Here is a 22,482-nt window from a genome sequence, read left to right as displayed (position 1 = left end):
ACACTAGTTGCTTAAGGAGTTAGACTATGTTTACTTCATTGAAAATTGCATTGGGCTTAGCTAAGCCAGCACGTAAAAAAGTCAAATTGCCTGCAGGTTTAGAACATTTAGAAGTGATTCAAGCTAAAGCCTGGTGGAAGTAAAACTGCCAATTAAACAAAAAAGGAGCTGATAGCTCCTTTTTTGTTTATATAAATCTTTGTTTTTAATGCCGTTAACTAAATTAGCTGATTAATATAAGACGATCTAGATGTTGCGGTTAAACCTTGTTCACTGTTTTAGCTTCAAGACATATCAAAAGCTTAATCTATGTGATTGAGTGCCCTCAACTTTACGGTGGGCTAAATGTTTATGTGTTGTGAATAGCGGATAAGCTATAGGCCCAAGTAACATACCTATAAAGGCCCATCGTTTAACAGCTAACCCAGCATAATAAGCTGAAAAACCTAAAAACACTCCACTCGCCAATAGCATTAATGGCAAGAGTAACCACTCGAATTGAAATATCACTGAAACCTCGACTTACATCCAGTTAACTACATTCCATGATGAAAAATACTGAACAGGCCGTTTGGCATTCCATTTTCAGTGTTAATTATTGAGTCGTTACTCATTATGAAACAACATGTTGATTCAATCATCTTATACAGTGGGACAAGCCACTTAATACTAAACAACGACTAATTGTTCGTATTATACCCTAAAGATAAGACTTTTTGGCTAAAAATAAGGCAAAAGTGTTCCGCGACGGCAAAAAAAAACGGCAATCAATTGCCGTTTTTTTAATCTAACCAGGTTAACTCAACCCAATTAACTAGTTTGAATGAAAGCTGTTGCCTTCTGTCGCCATGTTTTTAAGCATTTCACAAGGTGCAAAACGGTCACCATATAATTTTTGATATCGCGTTAGGGTATCAACTAAGTTTTTAGCTCCTAAAGTATCTATGTATCTGAACGGCCCGCCAAGGAATGGAGGGAAGCCGATGCCAAAAATAGCACCAATATCACCGTCTCTAGGATTTGCAATGATCCCTTCTTCTAAGCAACGTACCGCTTCATTAAGCATTTGAATAGTACAACGCTCAGCAATTTCTTTTGCTTCTTTGTCTGAAGCTGTTTTGATCCCTAATACGCCATAAACGGATTCATCAACCAATTTCGCCTTTTTGGCTTTAGGGCCATATTGATAAAAACCTTTACTGTTTTTACGGCCTTTTCGATCATCGGCAAGTAATTTATCAAAAGCCGCAGGTGCAGAAAAACGATCGCCTAGCTCTTTTTCTAGAATAGGCGAAATTTTCGCGCCAACATCAATACCTACTTCATCCAGCAACGTCATAGGCCCTACAGGAAAACCAAACTTGATTAATGAACTATCAAGGTGTTCAACACGCTGACCTTCGAGCAGTAATTGCGCCGCTTCATTCATATATAAAGCAAGAATACGGTTAACATAAAATCCTGCGCCGTCTTGAACAACAATCGGTGTTTTGCCTTGCTTACGCGCAAAGGCAACTGTGGTTGCGATAGTTTCTGCTGACGTTGTTTTGTGGGCAATCACTTCGACTAAAGGCATTTTTTCAACGGGTGAAAAATAATGCAGGCCAATCACATTTTCAGGGCGAGTTGCAGCTTCTGCAATTTGGCCAATTGGCAATGAAGACGTATTAGATGCAAAAATAGTGTGTTCACCGCATTCACGCTCAACATCTTTAACCATTTGATGCTTCAAAGCTAAATCTTCAAACACCGCCTCAACAACGATATCAGCATCTTTGATGCCTTTATAATCGGTAGTGGTGGTCATCAAAGACATAATGTTGTCACGAACCGCGGGGGTCATATGACGGCGTTTGACACCTTTATCTAATAGTTTGTAAGCATAAGCTAGGGCGTTACTCAGCCCTTGCTCAGAAATATCTTTAACTCGTACCGGGATTTTGGCTTTGGTGGTTGTGACCGAAGCGATACCGCCCCCCATTAACCCCCCGCCTAACACCATGGCTTTTTTAACTTTACGAGGCTCAGCACCTGCTGCACCCGTTTCTTTTTTCATTTCAGTCGTGGCAAAGAAAATACTGCGTAACGCCGCGGATTCTTTAGACATCACAAGATTGCCAAAGTGAGTCGCCTCAACTTCTAAACCTTTAGCCATACCTTTATTTAGGCCCTGGCGAACACAATCAATAATCTTAGCCGGTGCCGGATAATTGCCTGCAGTTTTCTTGTCGACCTGTTTACGCGCTTGATCAAACATGATGTCACGAGTAAATGAAGTTGACTCTAAGAATTGATTTAACTTTGACTGTTTAACCGGTTTGGCAGCACTTTTGCCTTTTTTAGCTAGCTCAATTGCGGTCGTAAGCAAAATTGAGTTGGGAACAACGTCATTCACTAACCCCATTTTTAATGCTTGTTTTGGGCGCACTTGTTTGCCCGTTAACATTAAATCTAAGGCCGTTGCTACACCCACTAAACGAGGTAAACGCTGGGTTCCACCGCCGCCAGGTAACAAGCCTAATTGTACTTCAGGTACACCAAGAACCGTTTTATTGTCATCACTACATACACGTAAGTGACAGGCTAAAGCAAACTCTAACCCCCCACCTAAACAAGCACCATTAATGGCTGCTACCACGGGGATATTCATGTTTTCAAGCGCATTAAATACCACATGACCTTGCTGTGATAAATCTTTAGCATGTTGTTCGCTGGTACAAGCCGCTAACATGCTGATATCCGCACCGGCGATAAACGAGTCTTTTTTACCAGAAACAACCACTATGCCTTTAATGCTAGTATCACCTTTTACTTCAGCAATAATTTGCGACACTTCAGGGCCAAACTCAGGCTTTAAGGTGTTCATGGTTTCACCAGGAACATCCATAGTCAGGATTGCAATACCGTCTTCGCGACGTTGTAAGCTAAATGTCTTTTCCATTGTAATTACTCCACTTCCACGATCATTGCTGCACCTAAACCACCTGCGGCACACGCTGTTGCTAAACCAGTACCTCCGCCGCGACGCTTAAGTTCTTGACACACCTGAGTGATTAAACGCGTGCCTGTTGCAGCAAAAGGATGACCATAAGCCAAAGACCCACCTAAAACGTTAAACTTACTCATATCGATTTCACCGATTGCGCGATTACGGCCTAGCTTTTCTTCAGCAAACTTTTTCGAGCCAAACATCTGCATGTTCGCTAAGGTTTGTGCAGCAAAGGCTTCATGCATTTCAACTAAGGTAAGATCTTCTAATTCCATACCAGCACGCTTCAGCGCGAGTGGTGTCGCGTAAGAAGGACCCATTAGCATGTCTTGCCATACGTCAATTGCGGTAAAGGCGTAACTCTTAATGTAACCAATAGGCTGATAACCTAATGCTTTCGCTCTGCCTTCACTCATTAAAATAATGGCAGACGCGCCATCGGTTAATGGTGTGCTGTTTGCTGCCGTTACCGTGCCGTGCTTACGATCAAACGCAGGACGAAGCTTAGCGTAAGACTCAAGTACTGAATTTTCACGAATATTGTTATCACGGTCGATAAACTGTTTGTAGGGAGGAATGTGTGCAGCCATGACTTCTTGCTGTAACACACCTGAATTCCAAGTTTGAGTCGCAAGCGTATGTGAACGATGCGCTAATGCATCTTGATCGGCACGGCTAATACCATAGGTTTTGGCCATTTGCTCTGCGGTTTGTCCCATCGACAACCCCGTTGAATACTCAGCAACGGCTGGCGGAACAGGCATAAGATCTTTTAAACCTAAACGGCGCATAATCGCAAATTTTTGCTGGAATGTACGCGCTTTATTTAAATCCACTAATGCATGGGCCAGTTTTTTAGAAACGCCAATGGGTAACACTGATGAAGAGTCAGCACCACCAGCAATACCAATTTCAACATTGCCAGTCATGATTGATTCAGCAACGTTTACCGCCGATTGGAAAGATGTAGCACAAGCACGCGTCACACTGTAGGCATCGGTAGACACATCCATACCTGTACCTAAGACGATTTCACGGGCAATGTTTGGCGCGGCAGGCATCTGTACAACTTGACCATACACCAATTGTTCGATGGTTTTAGGGTCTAACTCTGAGCGAGACAACAACTCATTTACCACCATTTTGCCCATGTCTAGCGCTGATACGCCATGGAATGCTGTAGCCTGCTTTGCAAAAGGCGTTCTTAAACCTGCGACGATAGCTATACGCTCACCGCGGGCATTTGTTACTTGTTGTCTATCACTCATTTTTCACCCTCTTCTTATCGTTAACCTGGCGATACAAGCTCAAGTTGTAAATATCCGTTTCTGCCTAACCAGTGGTCAGACCATCAAAAATGTGATCTGATTCTAACTTTTTATTTGCTGGTTTTAAACACCTGTTTAGATATATCTTTAAATGTGCCATTTAAGACATAAAGGCATTGGCTAAAAATAGCAATAATTCAATTACTTTAATCTTGTTTAACCAGATCTTCTAATCACAGATAAAATTATTTTTTTGCTAAAAAGAATCAACTGAAGAGTTATTTTATCTCTCGTCCAATTCTCAAGGCGGCGTAAAAGTTAACGTTCAGATGAGCCTTAATCTCAACTGATAATCTCAAATGTCAGCCCCCTTAAATTCATAAAATGGCAATGCGAAATACATTAACGCCTCCGTATTAAAGGTTATTGGTTTCATTGAGGGTTAAAATCTGTTAATCCTACTAGCCAAATCCATAGAGAATTCATAACATAAGCGTCATCATGTTTATGTTGTTAGCAAATTATTGAGTAACCGTATGCCTTTAAGCCGATTTCATTCTTTAAGAACTTATCTCGACACAGTCATTTTAGGCCAACCCGTATTGACTGAAAATCTATTAATTGCATTGGTCGCTGATGGTCACTTACTCGTTGAGGGACCACCAGGTTTAGCCAAAACACGGGCAGTAAAAGCCTTGTGCGATGGCGTTGAGGGCGAGTTTCATCGTATTCAATTTACCCCTGATTTACTGCCTGCGGATTTAACTGGCACAGATATTTATCGCCAGCAAACCGGGACATTTGAATTTGAAGCTGGTCCAATATTTCATAATTTGATTTTAGCGGATGAGATTAACCGTGCTCCCGCAAAAGTACAGTCAGCATTATTAGAAGCGATGGCTGAAGGACAGGTCACGGTTGGCAAAACCAGTTACCCGTTACCGAAACTGTTTTTAGTTATGGCGACACAAAATCCGTTAGAAAATGAAGGGACATATCCATTACCTGAAGCACAGTTAGACCGTTTCTTAATGCACCTGAATCTCGATTACCCGAGTGCTGAAACTGAATGCCTTATTTTACGCCAGTCACGCAAAGAAGCGATTAGCCATCAACTGCCCACCATTGAACCTGTAGCGCAATCTGATGTGTTTGCTGCGCGTGATGAAGCATTAGAAATTTATCTTGCTGAGCCGCTAGAGCAATATATTGTTGAAATTGTCATGGCCACGCGTCAACCTGAGCGTTACAGCCCAGAATTAGCCAAGTGGTTAGAATATGGCGTGAGTCCTCGCGCAACGATTTCGCTTGAACGATGCGCACGTGCCAGAGCTTGGTTACAAGGCCGTGATTTTGTTTCTCCGGAAGATATCCAAGCTGTCGCGCCAAATGTTTTACGTCATCGTTTGTTATTGAGTTACCAAGCGCAAGCAGAAGGCGTTAGCGCGGAACGCGTTATCAGCAGTATTCTATCTCAAGTCGCAGTACCTTAATCTATGAGCTTAGCAGCATTATCACTGCCATTATTTAGCGATGGCATGAACTTAAATGAGCAGGAGTTAATTGCCTGCCAAAGCTTGTCTCATGTTATTGCTGATAGAAAAACACGAGCAAAAGCATCGATGTCAGGCCACAGGGCTAGCTTAGTTAAAGGCCGAGGCATGGAGTTTGCTGAAGTCCGTCATTATCAAAATGGTGATGACGTGCGCTCTATTGACTGGCGAGTGACGGCTAGAACAGGTGTGGCGCATACCAAGCTGTTTATCGAGGAGCGCGAACGCCCTATTCTACTATTAGTGGATTTAAGCCACAGCTTATATTTTGGTTCGCAGCTGTTATTGCAAGCGGTACAAGCCGCCCATGTTTGTGCCACTCTTGCCTGGAGCGCGGTGCAACATGGCGATAAAATCGGCGCACTGATCGCCAGTGAAACCAATCACCTAGAATTAAAACCGCGAAGTCGTAGACAAGGTATGCTGCAATTATCATCAGGGCTGATTGACGTTCATCAAAAGCAACTGAATCAATTTGATAATCTGCCTCAAGATCCAGACCATATTTTCAAAGCCTGTCAGCGACTGCAACGTATTGCCAAGCCCGGTTCATTGGTATGGATCATTACCGATGGACATCATTTCAATCAGCGGTGTCTGGCACCATTAACCCAACTTAAGCGTCATTGCGATATTGGTGCATTTGTTATCACAGATCCTCTTAGACAAGGTACCTTAGCTTTGCCAAAGCAATTTAGTTTTCCGGTAAGAGATGGCAAACAACAGCTAACATTAACCCGTGACAGTTATCAAAAATGGTTGGATGAGCAACAGGCGTCGCAACATGAATTTACCCAGTTAATGAAACAACTTAACGTACAGCCCAAATTTATTGATGCGGGTAAGCCTCTTTGTGATCAATTGGAATTATTACGCTAAATGTTATCCCTTTTATTTAACTCATTAATGGCATCAGCAACCTCAAATGTGCCACTTCCAGAAGTTAATCAGGCTTCATCGCCTTTAGCGCAGATGCATGACATTGCATTACCAGAAAAAGTGTCATCATTACCGATCGCACCAGGTTACTGGATTTTATTACTGCTGATCATATTATCGCTAAGCTGGATAGTAAAAAAAGTTCTTAAAAAATACCGCTATCATGCACCTCGAAGAACAGCACTAGTTATGCTTAATGCAATGGACAGCAATGCCAACACATTCGCATCGGAAGTGAACAGTTTATTAAAGCGCACCGCAATGACATATTTACCAAGACAATCATTAGCCCATTTAAATGGCCAACCCTGGTTTAATTGGTTAGATAAAAGACTGCCACATAAGCATCAGGGCGTGATCGGTCCATTACTATTTAAACGTCATCAACAAAAAGGACTTACCAGCGAAGATAATCAGCAATTGCTTGCTTTAGCGCGACTCTGGCTAGCTAATTCAGCCCCTTTTGAGCAAGTGAATATTGCAAATAACAACCAACAACAGATACCGGAGGCGCAATGTTAAGTTTAACTTGGCCTTTAGTGTTCCTATTACTGCCATTACCATTCCTTTTTAGGCAAACTAAAAATGTCGAACAGGGCGGTCATCTGCAGCTTCCTGGTGTCAGTCATGCCATCAAAAATCAAAGCAAACAGAATATAAAACACTCTCGTAAATTGTATTGGCTGATGTGGCTGTTTTTATTATGCGCCGTTGCCAGACCTCAATGGCTAGGCGAACCTATAGAGTTACCCTCTAAAGGACGTGACTTAATGATGGCTGTAGACTTATCAGGCAGTATGCAAATTGAAGACATGGTGATTGAGGGGCGAACCGTTGACCGATTTACCCTGATCCAACATGTATTGGCTAATTTCATTGAACGCCGAAATGGCGATCGACTCGGATTGATTTTATTTGCCGACCATGCTTATTTACAAGCCCCACTAACCCAAGATAGGCGGTCTGTAGCCAAGTTTTTAACCGATGCACAAATCGGCTTAGTCGGCAAACAAACAGCCATTGGTGAAGCTATTGCCCTAGCGGTAAAACGCTTTGATATGGTTGAAGAAAGCAACCGGGTATTAGTGTTACTTACCGATGGCTCTAATAACGCTGGCAGTATTGAACCTGAAGCCGCTGCTGAAATTGCGGCAAAACGTAATATCACCATTTACACCGTGGGCGTTGGTGCAGAGCTGCTTGAACGGCGTACCATTTTTGGTAAAGAGCGCATCAACCCATCGATGGATTTAGATGAAACACAACTACAAAAGTTAGCCGATATGACCAAGGGTCAATATTTTCGCGCTCGCAGCAGTGAAGATCTTGAAAAGATTTATCAAACCATAGATAAATTAGAGCCTGTCACCCGTGACCAATTGAGCTATCGCCCTAAAAAAGAATTGTTTTATTGGCCTTTATTGATGTCTTTATTATTGAGCATGTTAATTAGTTGTCGACAACATTTTCAAGCAGGAATGGTGTTACCTTCACTCAAACGTGGAGCTAAAACACTATGATCCATTTTATTCGCCCAGAATGGTTATTCGGTTTGATACCGCTAATCCTATTAAGTACGTTGTTTTGGCGCCGCCATCAACAACAATCGGCTTGGAAACAGTATATCGCACCACATTTAAGTTCAATGTTGATAAGTGACAACGTAGAACAAGGGCGCAAGCCTAAATGGATGCTCGCGTTTTGCTGGATAATTGCCGTATTGGCGTTATCAGGCCCGGCGATAACCAAGCAAAACCTACCCGTTTTTGCCACTGAACAAGGGCGTGTGCTGGTGATGGACATGTCTTACTCCATGTTCGCTACCGATCTTAGCCCCAACCGTTTATCGCATGCGCGCTTTCGCGCAACCGACTTGTTATCCGAAATAAAAGAAGGTGAAACAGGCCTTATCGCCTATGCAGGTGATGCATACACCATCAGCCCACTCACCCGAGATAACGCCACATTACTAAACTTATTACCCACATTAAGCCCGGACATCATGCCGTCAAGAGGCTCTAACTTAGCCGCAGCAATCTCGCTGGCTGAGCAGTTATTAGCCCAAGGTGGGCACATCACTGGTGACATTATTTTAATGACAGATGGTGTTTCTGATAATCAATTTAATCAAGTATATAGCCAACTTAAAAACAGCCGTTATCGATTATCCATTTTAGCGTTTGGGAGTCAAAATGGTGCGCCAATTAAGTTAGCTGACGGCCAATTAATGCGCGACAGCAGCAACGAAGTGGTCGTGGCTAAAACAGATATTGGTTTATTGCAAAAACTTGCCAAACGTGGGGCTGGAATAGTGATCCCCACCCAGGCAGATGGCAGTGATATAAAGCAATTAACCCAATGGTTAGCAGAAGATGGCAAGGCAAAAGCCACAGAGCTTGAAGGTGAATCATGGCAGGATTTAGGTCCTTACATCGCGATGTTGTTACTTTTACCTATGCTATTTAGCTTTAAACATGGGATATTGCCCAACTTTGTATTGCCTACAACATGGTTACCTTTAGCCGGATTGCTAGGCCTATTAACCTTGGGGAGTGCTTACAGCCCTAGTGTTGATGCTAGCGTGTGGGATGATTTGTGGCTGACGAAAGATCAACAAGCTCAGCAAGATTTTGAGCAAGGTGATTATGAACAGGCAGCTAAAAAATTTAGTGCTTCAAATTGGCAAGCTTCAGCTCATTATAAAGCCCAGGATTATCAAAAAGCCCTTGAAGGTTTTGAACAAGATGACACTGCTGAAGGCTTATACAATCAAGCTAATAGTCTGATGCAGCTTTCTAATTTATCTGAAGCGATTAAGCGATATCAAAAAGCCTTATCATTACGACCTGACTTTCCTGAGGCCCAAGAAAATTTAGCTCTGGCTGAAGAGCTGCTTAAACAGCAGTCACAAGATAAGCAACAAAATGGTCAACAAGGCGATCAGCAAAGTAATGATCAACAAAATAGTGATCAAAACAGTGACGAGCAACAAGGACAGCAGGATCAACAGCAATCAGGCTCAAATACAGATCCTAATGGTCAGCAAAGTAAAGATCAGCAACAGCAAACCCAGCAACAAAATGAACAATCACCTGATAACGCTGATCAGAGTCAAAATCCTAAAACAGATGAGCAAGAACAAAGCGCTGACACCAATAACCAATCAACAAGTGATCAGCAATCATCTACTAATGAATCAGATGGTCAATCTAAGCAACAAGCAGATGAAGAACAGTCTCAAGCCAGTGCTTCAGCTGACTCAAAAGCGTTAGATGAACAATCACCGGAAAATGAAGCTAGTATGCAAGCTAATACAGAATCAAAGGACCAAGAGCCAACCCAGGGTGAAAAGCAGCAAAGTGCAACATCGCAAGCATTAAAAACAACCGACGATGCAACTGACAAAGACGCTAAGCCAGTTGAGCAGGCAATAAGCCCTACTCAGTTAGGTCAGGAGCCATTACCAGAAAATATGGAACGAGCATTACGTGCAATAAGTGAAGATCCACAAGTATTAATACGCAATAAAATGCAGTTGGAATATCAAAAACGCCGTCAACAAAATCAACAGGTGAAGGAAACAGAGCAGTGGTAATTCGAATTTTATTAAGCCTGATACTGATTATTATTGCCCCTTCAGTCATGGCACTTAGCCAAGTAGAAGCGAGTATTGAAAAAAATCCTGTCATTGAGGGTGAATACTTTGTCTTGAACATCACTGCCGATGACGATCTTAATGCTGGAGCATTAAACACGTCGGCACTATTGGAAAACTTTATTGTTGGCCGAACCAGTGTTGGCAGAAGTACCCAGATGGTCAATTTCAATACCACTAAAGAAACTCGTTGGCAGGTCTTAATCGCGGCTAAATCTTCGGGAAACATCACCATTCCCGCATTTAATATTGAGGGTGTGAGTTCATCTGAGATTGTTTTGCAAGTTGCTCCCGCGGGAAGCAAGCCGCAAGAAAGCCAAAATCTGTACATTGAAGCGAGCACTAACGTTGATGAGGCTTATGTAGGGCAACTGATTAACTATAAAGTTAAATTGTATTTAGCCGTTGAGCTACAACGTGGTGTCCTTAGTGCACCTGTGGTGAAAGGCGCACAAATAAAACAAATTGGTGAAGACACCGACAGCACTGAAATTGTTAATGGTCGTCGCTTTAGAGTGATCGAGCGTAATTACGGAATTGTTGCGGGTTTACCCGGTGAAATTATTATCGATGGCGCTACTTTTTCCGGCGATGTGTTAATTGAAACTCAACGTCGTGGCGGCATGTTTGGTTTTAATGAAAGCATTCCAATGCAAACCGAAGCCGACCGCAAAGTTATTCAAATCAATAGCTATCCCCCAAGTTATCAGGGCGAATGGTTGGTCAGTGATTTAGTCTCACTACGTGAAGTGTGGCCTGATACTCAAACCACTTTTGAAGCGGGCAGTCCGATCACCCGAACCATTAGTTTAATTGCCATGAATGTGGATGAAAATAGCCTACCAGAATTGGCAATGCCCACGACGGAAGGGTTAAGAGTTTATCCTGAAAAACCACTGCGTCAAACCGGTATTCGTGATGGACAGGTAATATCACAATACAGTTTAACGGCCGCAATTGTTCCAACAAAACCTGGCACTTATACTCTTCCAGAATTAAAAGTACCTTGGTGGAATACGCAATTGAAGCAACAGGAATATGCCATTTTACCAGCCAAAACGATTACAGTTGTCGCAGGCGAAATGGCGGAAAACGCATTAACTATCACGCCGCAACAGCCGTCATATCAGTATGCGAGTTACTGGCCTTGGTTAACGGGTGTGTTTGCCACCTTGTGGTTAATCACGCTGATAATGTGGCGTAAAGCTGTTTCACAACAACACCGTCTGGTTACTACAAAAACCACTCAACGCCCTGTCGCAGATGTTGCCAGCCTGGCGACGATTACAGAGGCATGTGACCGCAATAATGTCAGCGATGTGATTAGCGCATTACAAGGATATTTTTCAGCATTATTAAACCGTCAGGTCACATTGGCTGAAATCAGTAAATTATCTGAGCCACTTAGCCAAGCCGTAACCGATTTACAACAAGATCGTTATAGCCAACACACCAAAGCGGTGAACAAGCAACAGTTAATGAGTGCGGTTAAGTCTTACCACCCTAACATTAATACCCCATCAAACTCAGTAATTGCCAAGTTAAACCCCTAGCCTTATCAACCTCCACCTGACAGTTTTGTCCCTCAAAACTGTCAGGTGGAAACCACAATTTGTGGTTGCGGTATTCTTTTGAACAAGTAAGCTGTTGGTAACAATTCTAAGAAATTTTTAAAATGTTTGAAATTCTACGAAAGAAAAAGACTGACACTGCGGTCTTATCTGACATGGTAAATAAACAACGACGCTACGATAGCCTTGTCAGGGCACTTCATACCGACATTTTCCGCTATGCCTTTTGGTTATGCGGCGATAAACATGTGGCTGAAGATATCACTCAAGAAACCTTTCTACGGGCATGGCGGGCTTTGGATTCTTTAAATGATGACAAAGCGGCTAAAGCGTGGTTAATCACTATTTTGCGTCGTGAAAATGCACGAAGATTTGAGCGCAAGCAATTTGATTACAGTGATATTGAGCAAGAACAACTTGAAGATGTGTTCTCCAGTAGCACTGAAGATGAAACCGAACATTATTGGTTACGCAGGCAAATTGGTAAGCTTGATATTGAATATCGTGAGCCTTTATTGCTGCAACTGATTGGTGGATTTAGCGGCGATGAAATTGCAGACATGTTGGAATTGAATAGAAACACGGTAATGACAAGATTATTTCGCGCCAGAAACCAGCTAAAAGACGCATTAGACACACCAGAAGTAAGAGGTCAATCAAATGGATGATCTACAATTTCGTCGCCAAGCCTATGGCGACCCCAATAATCAATCAGATGACTTTTTGCAACATATGGCAAGCCACCCGGATGACGCTAAATTGGTTAAAGAGTTAAAGGCCCTTGATACTCAATTAACTCAGGCACTGAACATTGCTGTACCGGATGATTTGGCGGAAAAGTTACTGTTACGTCAACAGTTGAATCAGCACCGCCAATCACAAAAGCGGACACGCTATTTAATGGCAATGGCTGCATCTATCGCTTTTATCGTAGGTGTAAGCTTCAGTATGTTACGTTTTACCCCTATTGATTTATCTGAGCACGCGTTAGCCCATGTGTACCATGAAACAAAAGCGCTTCAAATAGAGCAAGATATTGGTTTCAATGATGTTAACTTTAAGCTTGCCAGCATGTCAGGCTTGCAACAGTCTAAATTTATCCAACAGCCAGGTCGGGTATTTTATACTGCTTACTGTGATTTCCAGGGCGTGAAGTCACTTCACCTGGTAATGCAAGATGAAAATGGCCAAAAAGTGACCCTGTTTATTGTGCCAGCCGAAGAGCGTTTAAAGTTAGACACCGCTTTTGCTGACGCAAAATATAAGGGCCAAGGTTTTCAATCTGCAGACGCTTATATGTTACTTGTTGGTGAACAAAAGGCTGACCTTAATTACGTTAAACGTGAAATTGAGCAAACTTTTATTTAAGCCTTCAACCCTAGCTTAACAAGCTTGAAAAAGCTGCCACACTTTACAGTGTGGCTGAATTTTTTTTAACCAAGCTCCACTGCTAAAGTGTGAACTACCTCAAACTTCTGCTAGCATTGTCCCAGAATTATAATTAGATGGGATATTCATGGAAATTCAAGCACCAATTTTAATCACTTTTATTGGCTATTTAGCCGTAATGATGGGCATAGGTTTTTGGGCCTATAAAAAGACGGACTCCGTTGATGATTATATTCTCGGCGGCCGAAAAATGGGCCCTGCGGTAACGGCACTCAGTGTTGGCGCATCAGACATGTCAGGCTGGTTGTTACTTGGTCTTCCCGGCGCTGTCTACTTAGGCGGGATAGGCGAAGCCTGGATTGGCGTTGGATTAGTTTTCGGGGCGTGGCTAAATTGGCTTTTTGTCGCCAAGCGATTACGCATTTATACTGAAATGGCAGATAATTCGCTTACCCTTCCTGACTTTTTTGAACATAGATTTAATGATAATCATGGCTTATTAAAATTAGTCTCTGCGGTAACTATTTTGATCTTTTTTACCTTCTACGCTTCATCGGGCATGGTAGGTGGCGCGATCTTATTTGAAAAAGTATTCGGCCTAGATTACACCTTAGCGCTCGTCATAGGCTCGGTTATCATTGTATCTTATACTTTTGTTGGCGGATTTTTCGCCGTGAGTTGGACAGACTTTTTCCAAGGCTGTTTAATGCTAATTGCCTTAATTATTGTACCGATTGCCATTTTTAACGACACCGAAACACAGGCAAACATCAATACGTTAGATCCTGCTATGCTGACCTTTATTGGCGAGAATACAACTATCATAGGTTTGGTATCTCTACTTGCATGGGGATTAGGTTATTTTGGCCAACCGCATATTTTATCGCGTTTTATGGCCATAGGTAGTGCGAAAGATTTACGCTTATCGCGTCGTATCGCAATGAGTTGGATGGTACTTGCATTAATTGGGGCATTGGCCACTGGTATTGCAGGCACGTTATATTTTGCCTCCGCGCCACTTGATAATCCTGAAACGGTATTTATCCACCTTGCTCATGCCGCTTTTAACCCTTGGGTTGGTGGTTTACTGATTGCCGCTATTTTATCTGCCATTATGAGCACCATTGATTCACAGTTATTGGTTTGTTCAAGCGTTATTACAGAAGACTTCTATCGTAAATGGTTACGTCCTAAGGCAAGCAGCAAAGAGTTAATGCTAGTGGGTCGAATAGGGGTGATTGCAATTGCCCTAATTGCCGGCGTAATTGCGCTTAACCCACAAAGTAGCGTACTAGGTTTGGTCAGTTATGCATGGGCCGGATTTGGTGCAGCATTTGGTCCTGTGGTTATTTTGTCGCTATTTTGGCGTGGATATAGCCGTAATGGTGCTATTGCAACGATTGTTGTTGGTGCAGTTACGGTTGTAGTGTGGAAACAATTAAGCGGCGGTTTATTTGATCTATATGAAATAGTACCAGGCTTCTTGTTTGCAACAATCGTTGGTGTGGCTTTCAGCAAACTCTCTCCCCCAAGAGCGGAAGTTAAAATGCAGTTTAGTGAGTTCGAACAAAGTTTATTGAGCCAAAAGTAATCACTCAATAAATTAACAGCTTAGCCACTGAAGTAGAACAAAAAATCTACTTCATCATAAAAAAGCGTACAGGTGTACGCTTTTTTATATTTTACAGTTCACATCACCCCTGTTTGAAAATAACATCCCCCTAACAAGCGTTGCGACTAAAAACTACCATAACATCATGCTAAATAAGCATTTTTATGGATAATCATGTTTGCCGCACGAACATGCGAAAAAAAACGCCTTTTGAATTAACTCAATATTAACAATAACTAACATGTGGTCGGAGTTGTTGCATTCGTTCGGCTTACCTAAGATGCCTGCAAATTTAAAGCTGAAACGATGCCACGCTATATTCGGCATTAATAAAATAACAGCACATAATAGGTAAAATCATGACCAAATTTAACAAGACTCTTCTCGCTATCGCTGTCACCTTGGCAAGCACTCAAGCTTCAGCTGCGGGTTTTCAACTTAACAGCCAGTCAGCAACAGGCCTAGGCCGCGCAATGGCCGGTGATGCCATTATTGCTGATAATGCCTCGGTGCTTTCTCGCAACCCCGCTGCAATGGCGTTATTTGATAAAGCCGAACTTTCTGTTGCAGGTGCATATGCAGACGTCAATGTAGAAGTTAGTGATGTTATGGTAGGCGACAATAACTTAGGTGGCTTAGATAATGCCGCTTCAGGTAAGGCTATTCCAAGTTTTTACTACATTAACCCAATCAGCGACAAATGGGCTTTTGGTATCGCTGCATTCAGTAACTATGGTACTGGCACTGATTTATCGCCATTAAATACAGGCAATGACTTCAATACCCCAATCGATTTATTGGGTAATACAGAAGTGACCACCATAAACTTTAACGCAAGTATGTCATACCGTATTAATGACTCATTAAGTCTTGGTCTTGGTATTGATGCTATTAAAGGTATGGGTACACTGACCCGCTCTGGTGACTTCACTATTCCAATTGTTGGTGAAGTACCGCTTAACCTTGTTGATATTGACGCTGATGGCTGGGGTTTTGGTGCTATCGTTGGTTTAGCTTATGAAATCAATGAAAATAACAGAATCGGCTTAAGCTATCGTAAAAGCCCAAATATGAAAGCTTCTGGCGATATTAGCTTTAATCAAAACCCACTCACACCAGCCGAAAACTTTGGTGAAATTGATATTCCTATGGCGGATATCGCTCAGTTTGCTGGTTTCCACCAAATCACTGAAAAATTTGCGCTTCACTACACTGCGCAGTGGACTAACTGGAGCAACTTCGACAACATCGAATTAACTGACGGAGATAATGGTTCAGATAGTTATATTCTTAAGCATTACAATTGGGAAGATTCTTGGTTCTTAAGCTTAGGTGCGACTTACGATATTAACGATAAGTGGACAGTTAGAGCGGGTATCGGACGCGATCAAGGTGTTGTTGGTGAAGTGTCTTCTTTATCAATTCCTGATTCGGATCGCACATGGTATTCAGCAGGTTTCACTTACAACATCAATCAAAAATCAAGCATTGATGTTGGCTACACATTAGTGGCTGGCGAGAAAGTACATGTTATTGAAGATAGTTTGTTAACACCTCAAATTGGTGCATACACTGAGTCAGGCGCTAACTACTTCTCATTACAGTACAACTACCGCTTCTAATCGGTAATATACTGTAAGAAATTAAAGCCATACTCATCAATAAGTATGGCTTTTTTTTACATTTTTCCCTCTATAACCCTTCTGTCTCAACTATAGTTAACTGTCCACCAAGCCTACTATATGAATTTTTACTAATAAATAGATTGTAGTTTTCTCACACATCCATTAGAATTTTCTTATAGACTTTTGTGAGGTTCCAAATAATGCATTCAACAACTCAATCTTCGCTGAATTTACTTAGCCGAAATTTCATTATTTTATCTGCCTATTTGGTGTCAAGCTTTGCCTTTGCGACTGAAATCCCACTTGAAACGATAACGGCTAAAAGCAGCTCTCAAACACTGTACCTGCAGCTTGACGCCAAAGTTGAGCCAATAAAATCAGCAACAGTAGCGGCACAAACCTCTGGTCGGGTTTTAGCAATTCATTACGATGTGAATGATATGGTGCCAGAAGGTGCTCCTTTATTAGAGATTACCAGCAAAGAACAAGGCGCTGGACTCGCTGGTGCTGAGGCAGAACTTGCCAAGGCTCAAGCGCAAAATATTGAGGCTCAAGCCCAATTTGAACGTTATAAAGCGCTATTCCCACAAGGGGCGATATCCAAAGGGGCCATGGACGAGGCAACATCTTATGCAAAATCAAGTAAACAGGCTGTTAGTGCAGCTAAAGCAAAACTCATCAGCGCAAAAGAGAACGTCAATTACACGATTGTGAGCGCGCCATTTACCGGCAGAGTCACGGGGAAGTGGGTTGAACAAGGTGAAACCATCAGTTATGGACAAGCATTATTATCAGGTTATGCCACTGATAAATTACGTGCCGTGTTTTATGTACCACAACAATATCGTCAACAGTTAGCTGACCTGACAAGTATCACCTTATCCGATGATGTGTCAACGTACCAAAGTGATGCCATTAATAAGTTCAATTTCAGCACCCAAGCCGATCAAAGTATTGAAGTGCGTGTACAGCTCGAGAATCAACAACAAACGTTACAAGTCGGTCAGTGGCTTAAAGCGGCGCTACCTGTTGATCAGGTTGACACTATTTACCTGCCTAAATCAGCTATTTTTCAAGTGGGCGAGTTGACAGCGGTTTATCGTAAGCAAGGTGATAAATACCTGCAAACCCAGGTTCGTTTAGGTAAACAGGTCACTTCAGCAGAAATCACCCAAGTTGAGATATTATCTGGAGTGATGGATGGCGACAGTATCATTAATGACGCAGCTAGCTATGTCTTACTCTTAAATCAAACTCAATCTGACAATGTCCAATAATAGGAGAGTTGCAAGATGAATCATTCAGACTCTCCAGAACTAGGGTTATCAGGCAGAATTGCTAAAACCTTTCAGGCCAGCGCTATCACTCCCCTGCTTGCACTTGTTGGGCTGTTGTTAGGTATTTTTGCGGTCATTATTACCCCCAAAGAAGAAGACCCACAAATTGATGTTACGTTTGCCGATGTCTTTATTCCTTTTCCGGGGGCGACGCCAAGTGAAGTGCAAAGCTTAGTGACACTTCCTGCTGAGCAAATTATCTCTGAAATCAAAGGTGTGGATACTTTATATTCATTTTCTCAGCCTGATGGTGCATTAATCATCACCATTTTTGAGGTTGGCGTTCCACGCGATGAAGCTGTGGTCAATATTTACAATCAACTGTTCACTAATCGCGATAAATTCAATCAAGCTGCTGGTATTGGTGAGCCATTAATTAAACCTCGGGGCATCGACGATGTGCCTATTGTCAGCTTAACTTTATATTCTGAGTCAACCGATACCGACGCAGAAGCCTTAACCCATGTTGCCGCTAATTTAGAAACCGAATTAAAGCGTATTCCTGGAACCAGAGAAATATACACCCAAGGTCGTCATGACATGGTGTTAAATATAAGATTAGACACAGCTAAAATGAATGCGTTTGGTGTGACGGTCGATCAAATAGAGCAACGTTTACAGGACAATAATCAAGTATCTATGCTTAACTCATGGGTGCAAAACAACCAACAAATTAAAGTGCGTGCAGGCCAATTTATCAATTCGATTGATGATGTAAAATCGTTATTGATTAAGGTCATTCCAGCTGAGGTTCAGCAACAGCAAAATATTCCCCCTTTAGCAAAAGCGGTTTACCTTGCTGATGTGGCAGAAATTACCCTTAAAAGTGATATCCCAAGTCAACATGTACGCCATGTCGATCAACAAGGTGATTATCCCGCTGTAACAATCGCTATTGGCAAACAAGCTGGGCAGAATGCTGTTGATATTGCCGACAAAATATTGAACCGCATAAATGAAGTCCAAAATGTGCTAATCCCGGATAATGTTAAAGTGGCAATCTCACGCAATTATGGTCAAACGGCAGGAGACAAAGCCAACACTTTGATATTTAAACTAATATTTGCCACCTCTGCAGTCGTTTTATTAGTGTTTTTTACCATGGGATTACGTGAGTCAGCGGTGGTCGGTATTGCCATCATTATCACCTTAGCCATGACCTTATTTGCCTCATGGGCATGGGGATTTAGTCTAAACCGTATTTCATTATTCGCACTTATCTTTTCCATCGGGATTTTAGTCGACGATGCCATTGTGGTGGTTGAGAACATCCATCGCCATATGGCACTGAGCAATAAGCCATTACTTGAAATCATCCCTGTCGCAGTTGATGAAGTTGGCGGGCCAACCATTTTAGCCACATTCACTGTGATAGCCGCCCTATTACCCATGGCGTTTGTTTCTGGGCTAATGGGCCCTTACATGAGCCCAATCCCAATCAATGCCAGCATGGGTATGCTTTTATCGTTAGTGATTGCCTTTATGATGACCCCTTGGTTATCAAATAAACTATTGCATCGACATATTAGTAAAAATACTAATACTGGATCTCATGCCCATATTGACGACAATTCAAATGATAAGTTAAGTGTTTTTTTCAATCGTTTAATGACACCATTTCTCATTGGGAATAATGCAGGTAAAGCCCGTAAGGGATTAGCTGTAGGGATTGTGGGGCTCATTTTATTCGCGGTTGCCTTGCCAGCAATGCAAGCGGTGGTGTTAAAAATGCTGCCATTTGACAACAAATCTGAATTTCAGGTGATGGTTGATTTACCTGAGGGAACCCCTGTAGAGCAAACACAAAGAGTGTTACAGGAAATGAGCCAATACCTTGCTACTGTTGAAGAAATAGATCATCAACAATGGTATGCAGGCACACATTCACCAATGAACTTTAATGGCTTGGTGCGTCATTATTTTTTACGTAGCAGCCAGGAGTTGGGCGACATTCAGGTCAATCTTGTTGATAAATCTCATCGTCATCGCGATAGTCATTCTATTGCCTTAGCCGTACGTGGACCACTTAATGATATTGCTAAGCCCTATAACGCAAAGGTCAAAGTTGTAGAAGTACCGCCTGGGCCTCCAGTTTGGTCACCTATAGTGGCTGAAGTGTATGGCCCGACAACAGCACTGAGAGAGCAAGCTGCGTTAGCGCTTGAAACACGCTTTAACAACACAGAACATGTTGTCGATGTTGATATCTTTTTACCCCAATCTCAACAGCAATGGCAAGTCAGCATTGATCGCACAAAGGCCAGCTTATTGGGCTTATCTTATGGGCAAATCATCAATGCTATTTCCACAGCTGTAGGAGGGAAAGATGTCAGCTATTTACATCTCGATTCAAACAAGCGACCTACGCCAATACGTTTACAGGTTAATGAAGGTGAAAAGGTTAATTTAGCTCAAATCCTGAATCTTAAATTAACCAATAATCTTGGTGAGCAAATCAGTTTAGCTGCGGTAACAAGCATACAAGAAGGTCATATCAATTCAGCCATCGTCCATAAAAATATGGTCCCAATGGTTATGGTTGTGGCCGATATGGCAGGGCCTACGGATAGCCCCTTATATGGTATGTTCGATATCGCCGGTCAAATAAATGATGCCAATAACAACAAGCAATTTCCCATTGCACAACATTACGTTGAGCAACCTGATGGCATTTCTGAAGTGGCCATATTATGGGACGGCGAATGGAAAATAACCTATGAAACCTTCCGTGATATGGGCATTGCTTACGCGGTTGGGATGATCGCTATTTATCTGTTAGTGGTTGGCCAATTTAAGTCTTATCTTGTGCCATTAGTCATCATGGCACCCATCCCGTTAACTGTAATTGGTGTTATGCCAGGACATGCGATTTTAGGCGCACAATTTACCGCGACCTCGATGATCGGCATGATTGCCTTAGCAGGGATCATCGTTCGTAACTCCATACTACTGGTTGACTTTATTAATCACCTTTTAGCTAGTGGTATGTCATTAGAAAAAGCCGTCATTAAATCTGCCGCTGTGCGAGCTAAACCCATTATGTTGACGGCGCTAGCTGCGATGATTGGTGCCCTCTTTATTATCGATGACCCAATTTTTAATGGCTTAGCAATCAGCTTAATTTTCGGCATCTTTATCTCAACCATTTTAACCCTACTTGTCATCCCTGTACTGTACTTCTCAGTGATGAAGAATCGACAAATAATTTAATCGCTTATTTAAGGAGTTCTACTATGTCTATCGAACGCACAATTATGGCTTTTGCTGGTTTTATGGTGTTGTTATCCTTAGTACTGACCGCAACAGTTAGCCATCATTTTATCTGGCTGACGGTGTTTGTTGGTGCTAATCTATTTCAAAGCGCCTTTACTGGTTTTTGTCCCGCAGCTATGGTGATGAAAAAACTGGGCTTAAAATCAGAGGCGGAAATAGCCAAAGCTAAATAAGCCTTAACTCAGGTTAGGGAATAATCATTATAAGGAATATTGCGGTTTATGAAATCTTCAAAACGCGTCAGTAAACATGTTAGTTTTCTCAGTATCCTAGCTGCAGGCTTGATGTTGTTTAATCAGGTAAGTGTTGCCAAAGATGTTTCAACACAAGAAGCCTGGGATATTATAAAAACGGGTACCACCATTATTGATGTGCGTACTGCTGAAGAATTTGCTGCTGGCCATATTGAAGGGGCAATTAATATTCCGTTTGATCAAATTGTTGCTGGCGTTGAAAAATTCGGTCTAAAAAATGATGCTAGCATAGTGTTATATTGCCGTAGTGGACGAAGAAGTCGTCTTGCTGATGAATCGTTATTACAGGCTGGTTTTACAGATTCTGTTAACGCCGGTGGTTATGAGTCCCTTGCGGCATCCAAACCATAATACAATAGCGTAACCTCATAACATGCCTTTGTTTCATCAACAAAGGCATTTTTATATCAGCTTTTTATACATGACAACACAGGCTAAATTAAAGCCTCTTGGCGATTGGTAAACACTTATACCCTCACCTTCGAAGCCACATTTACGATAAAATTCAGCCGCGTTTAGCGTAGACTCCAGTTTGGTCGAAACCAGACCGGCCTCTTTAGCAAGTCCTTCAAGATAAGCTAACATTTGTTTACCTGCCCCTGAGCCCATGTATTGCGGAGCAACAAAAATAGCATCGATAAAACCATTTTGTAAATCGATCATTCCTGTGGCGATTATCTCTCGATGTGTTTTATCGTTGAGATTAACTTCAACCTCTGCCACATATCCATCGGTCACCAATTTATCTACAAAAGGCGTAGGCATTTCACCTTCAGTCCATTTCAACATTACATCAATAGTATAAAAATCAATACATTGAGCCAATATCGCCTGATTACGAATATTAAAAGCACGTGGGGCATCATAACTAACAGCACGTCTTATTGTTAAATTTATTATAAGTTATTCCTTTTATGAATATAAAACTAAAGACGTATATCAATAGCAATTAAAATGCATAAATTATCGATTATAGCAAATTACCATGACCACAATAATAAAAACAAATGCCTGATT

Annotated in this window: 18 protein-coding genes; 14 read left to right on the top strand and 4 right to left on the bottom strand. The window is 42.0% G+C overall.

Annotated elements, in window-relative coordinates; translation table 11 throughout:
- Positions 1-294: 294 nt before the first annotated feature.
- The 3 genes from NE535_RS18770 to fadI form a co-directional block, all read right to left on the bottom strand.
- Positions 295-474 carry a hypothetical protein gene (locus NE535_RS18770; protein WP_261299531.1) on the bottom strand — a complete coding sequence of 60 codons (180 nt, stop codon included), beginning with the start codon at positions 472-474 and terminating at the stop codon, positions 295-297.
- A 340-nt stretch (positions 475-814) separates the two neighbouring features.
- Positions 815-2,941, bottom strand: coding sequence for a fatty acid oxidation complex subunit alpha FadJ (gene fadJ, locus NE535_RS15615; protein ID WP_261299530.1), 2,127 nt, complete (start codon positions 2,939-2,941; stop codon positions 815-817).
- A 5-nt stretch (positions 2,942-2,946) separates the two neighbouring features.
- Positions 2,947-4,257 carry an acetyl-CoA C-acyltransferase FadI gene (gene fadI, locus NE535_RS15610; protein WP_261299529.1) on the bottom strand — a complete coding sequence of 437 codons (1,311 nt, stop codon included), beginning with the start codon at positions 4,255-4,257 and terminating at the stop codon, positions 2,947-2,949.
- Between the two features lie 536 nt (positions 4,258-4,793).
- On the opposite strand from fadI, the gene NE535_RS15605 reads away from it, so the two are divergent.
- The 14 genes from NE535_RS15605 to NE535_RS15540 all read left to right on the top strand — a co-directional run bounded on the left by NE535_RS15605 (position 4,794) and on the right by NE535_RS15540 (position 21,816).
- Entirely contained in the window at positions 4,794-5,750 is a 957-nt protein-coding gene (locus NE535_RS15605) for an AAA family ATPase (RefSeq protein ID WP_261299528.1), read from the top strand.
- 3 nt (positions 5,751-5,753) lie between these two features.
- On the top strand, positions 5,754-6,689 hold the full coding sequence (locus tag NE535_RS15600; RefSeq protein WP_261299527.1) for a DUF58 domain-containing protein: 936 nt from the start codon (positions 5,754-5,756) through the stop codon (positions 6,687-6,689).
- A complete protein-coding gene (locus tag NE535_RS15595) occupies positions 6,690-7,271 on the top strand; it encodes a DUF4381 domain-containing protein (RefSeq protein ID WP_261299526.1) in 582 nt (193 codons plus the stop codon).
- Positions 7,265-8,269 (top strand): vWA domain-containing protein, encoded by a 1,005-nt coding sequence (locus NE535_RS15590; RefSeq protein ID WP_261299525.1) that lies wholly within the window; start codon positions 7,265-7,267, stop codon positions 8,267-8,269. Before NE535_RS15595 ends, NE535_RS15590 begins: the two co-directional genes overlap by 7 nt.
- Positions 8,266-10,344: a vWA domain-containing protein gene (locus NE535_RS15585; protein WP_261299524.1), complete on the top strand. Its 2,079-nt coding sequence runs from the start codon at positions 8,266-8,268 to the stop codon at positions 10,342-10,344. Before NE535_RS15590 ends, NE535_RS15585 begins: the two co-directional genes overlap by 4 nt.
- The gene (locus NE535_RS15580; RefSeq protein WP_261299523.1) at positions 10,338-11,957 is read left to right on the top strand and encodes a BatD family protein; all 1,620 of its coding nucleotides are present in this window, start codon (positions 10,338-10,340) and stop codon (positions 11,955-11,957) included. The genes NE535_RS15585 and NE535_RS15580 overlap by 7 nt, the downstream gene beginning before the upstream one ends.
- Positions 11,958-12,079: 122 nt before the next feature.
- On the top strand, positions 12,080-12,643 hold the full coding sequence (locus NE535_RS15575; RefSeq protein WP_261299522.1) for a sigma-70 family RNA polymerase sigma factor: 564 nt from the start codon (positions 12,080-12,082) through the stop codon (positions 12,641-12,643).
- Positions 12,636-13,343, top strand: a complete 708-nt coding sequence (locus NE535_RS15570) for a DUF3379 domain-containing protein (RefSeq protein ID WP_261299521.1) — start codon at positions 12,636-12,638, stop codon at positions 13,341-13,343. The genes NE535_RS15575 and NE535_RS15570 overlap by 8 nt, the downstream gene beginning before the upstream one ends.
- A gap of 148 nt (positions 13,344-13,491) precedes the next feature.
- Positions 13,492-14,955: a sodium/proline symporter PutP gene (putP, locus tag NE535_RS15565; protein WP_261299520.1), complete on the top strand. Its 1,464-nt coding sequence runs from the start codon at positions 13,492-13,494 to the stop codon at positions 14,953-14,955.
- A gap of 380 nt (positions 14,956-15,335) precedes the next feature.
- Positions 15,336-16,598, top strand: a complete 1,263-nt coding sequence (locus tag NE535_RS15560; protein WP_261299519.1) for an OmpP1/FadL family transporter — start codon at positions 15,336-15,338, stop codon at positions 16,596-16,598.
- 203 nt (positions 16,599-16,801) lie between these two features.
- Entirely contained in the window at positions 16,802-17,878 is a 1,077-nt protein-coding gene (locus NE535_RS15555; protein ID WP_261299518.1) for an efflux RND transporter periplasmic adaptor subunit, read from the top strand.
- 15 nt (positions 17,879-17,893) lie between these two features.
- Positions 17,894-21,148, top strand: a complete 3,255-nt coding sequence (locus tag NE535_RS15550) for an efflux RND transporter permease subunit (protein WP_261299517.1) — start codon at positions 17,894-17,896, stop codon at positions 21,146-21,148.
- Between the two features lie 23 nt (positions 21,149-21,171).
- A complete protein-coding gene (locus tag NE535_RS15545; protein WP_188840697.1) occupies positions 21,172-21,384 on the top strand; it encodes a YgaP family membrane protein in 213 nt (70 codons plus the stop codon).
- A gap of 48 nt (positions 21,385-21,432) precedes the next feature.
- Positions 21,433-21,816 (top strand): rhodanese-like domain-containing protein, encoded by a 384-nt coding sequence (locus NE535_RS15540; RefSeq protein ID WP_261299516.1) that lies wholly within the window; start codon positions 21,433-21,435, stop codon positions 21,814-21,816.
- 51 nt (positions 21,817-21,867) lie between these two features.
- On the opposite strand, the gene NE535_RS15535 is transcribed toward NE535_RS15540, so the two are convergent.
- The gene (locus NE535_RS15535) at positions 21,868-22,254 is read right to left on the bottom strand and encodes a GNAT family N-acetyltransferase (RefSeq protein WP_261299515.1); all 387 of its coding nucleotides are present in this window, start codon (positions 22,252-22,254) and stop codon (positions 21,868-21,870) included.
- Positions 22,255-22,482 lie beyond the last annotated feature (228 nt).

The organism is Shewanella holmiensis (assembly GCF_025370255.1).
Taxonomy (GTDB): domain Bacteria; phylum Pseudomonadota; class Gammaproteobacteria; order Enterobacterales; family Shewanellaceae; genus Shewanella; species Shewanella holmiensis.
This window is presented reverse-complemented; position numbering and strand designations above follow the sequence as displayed.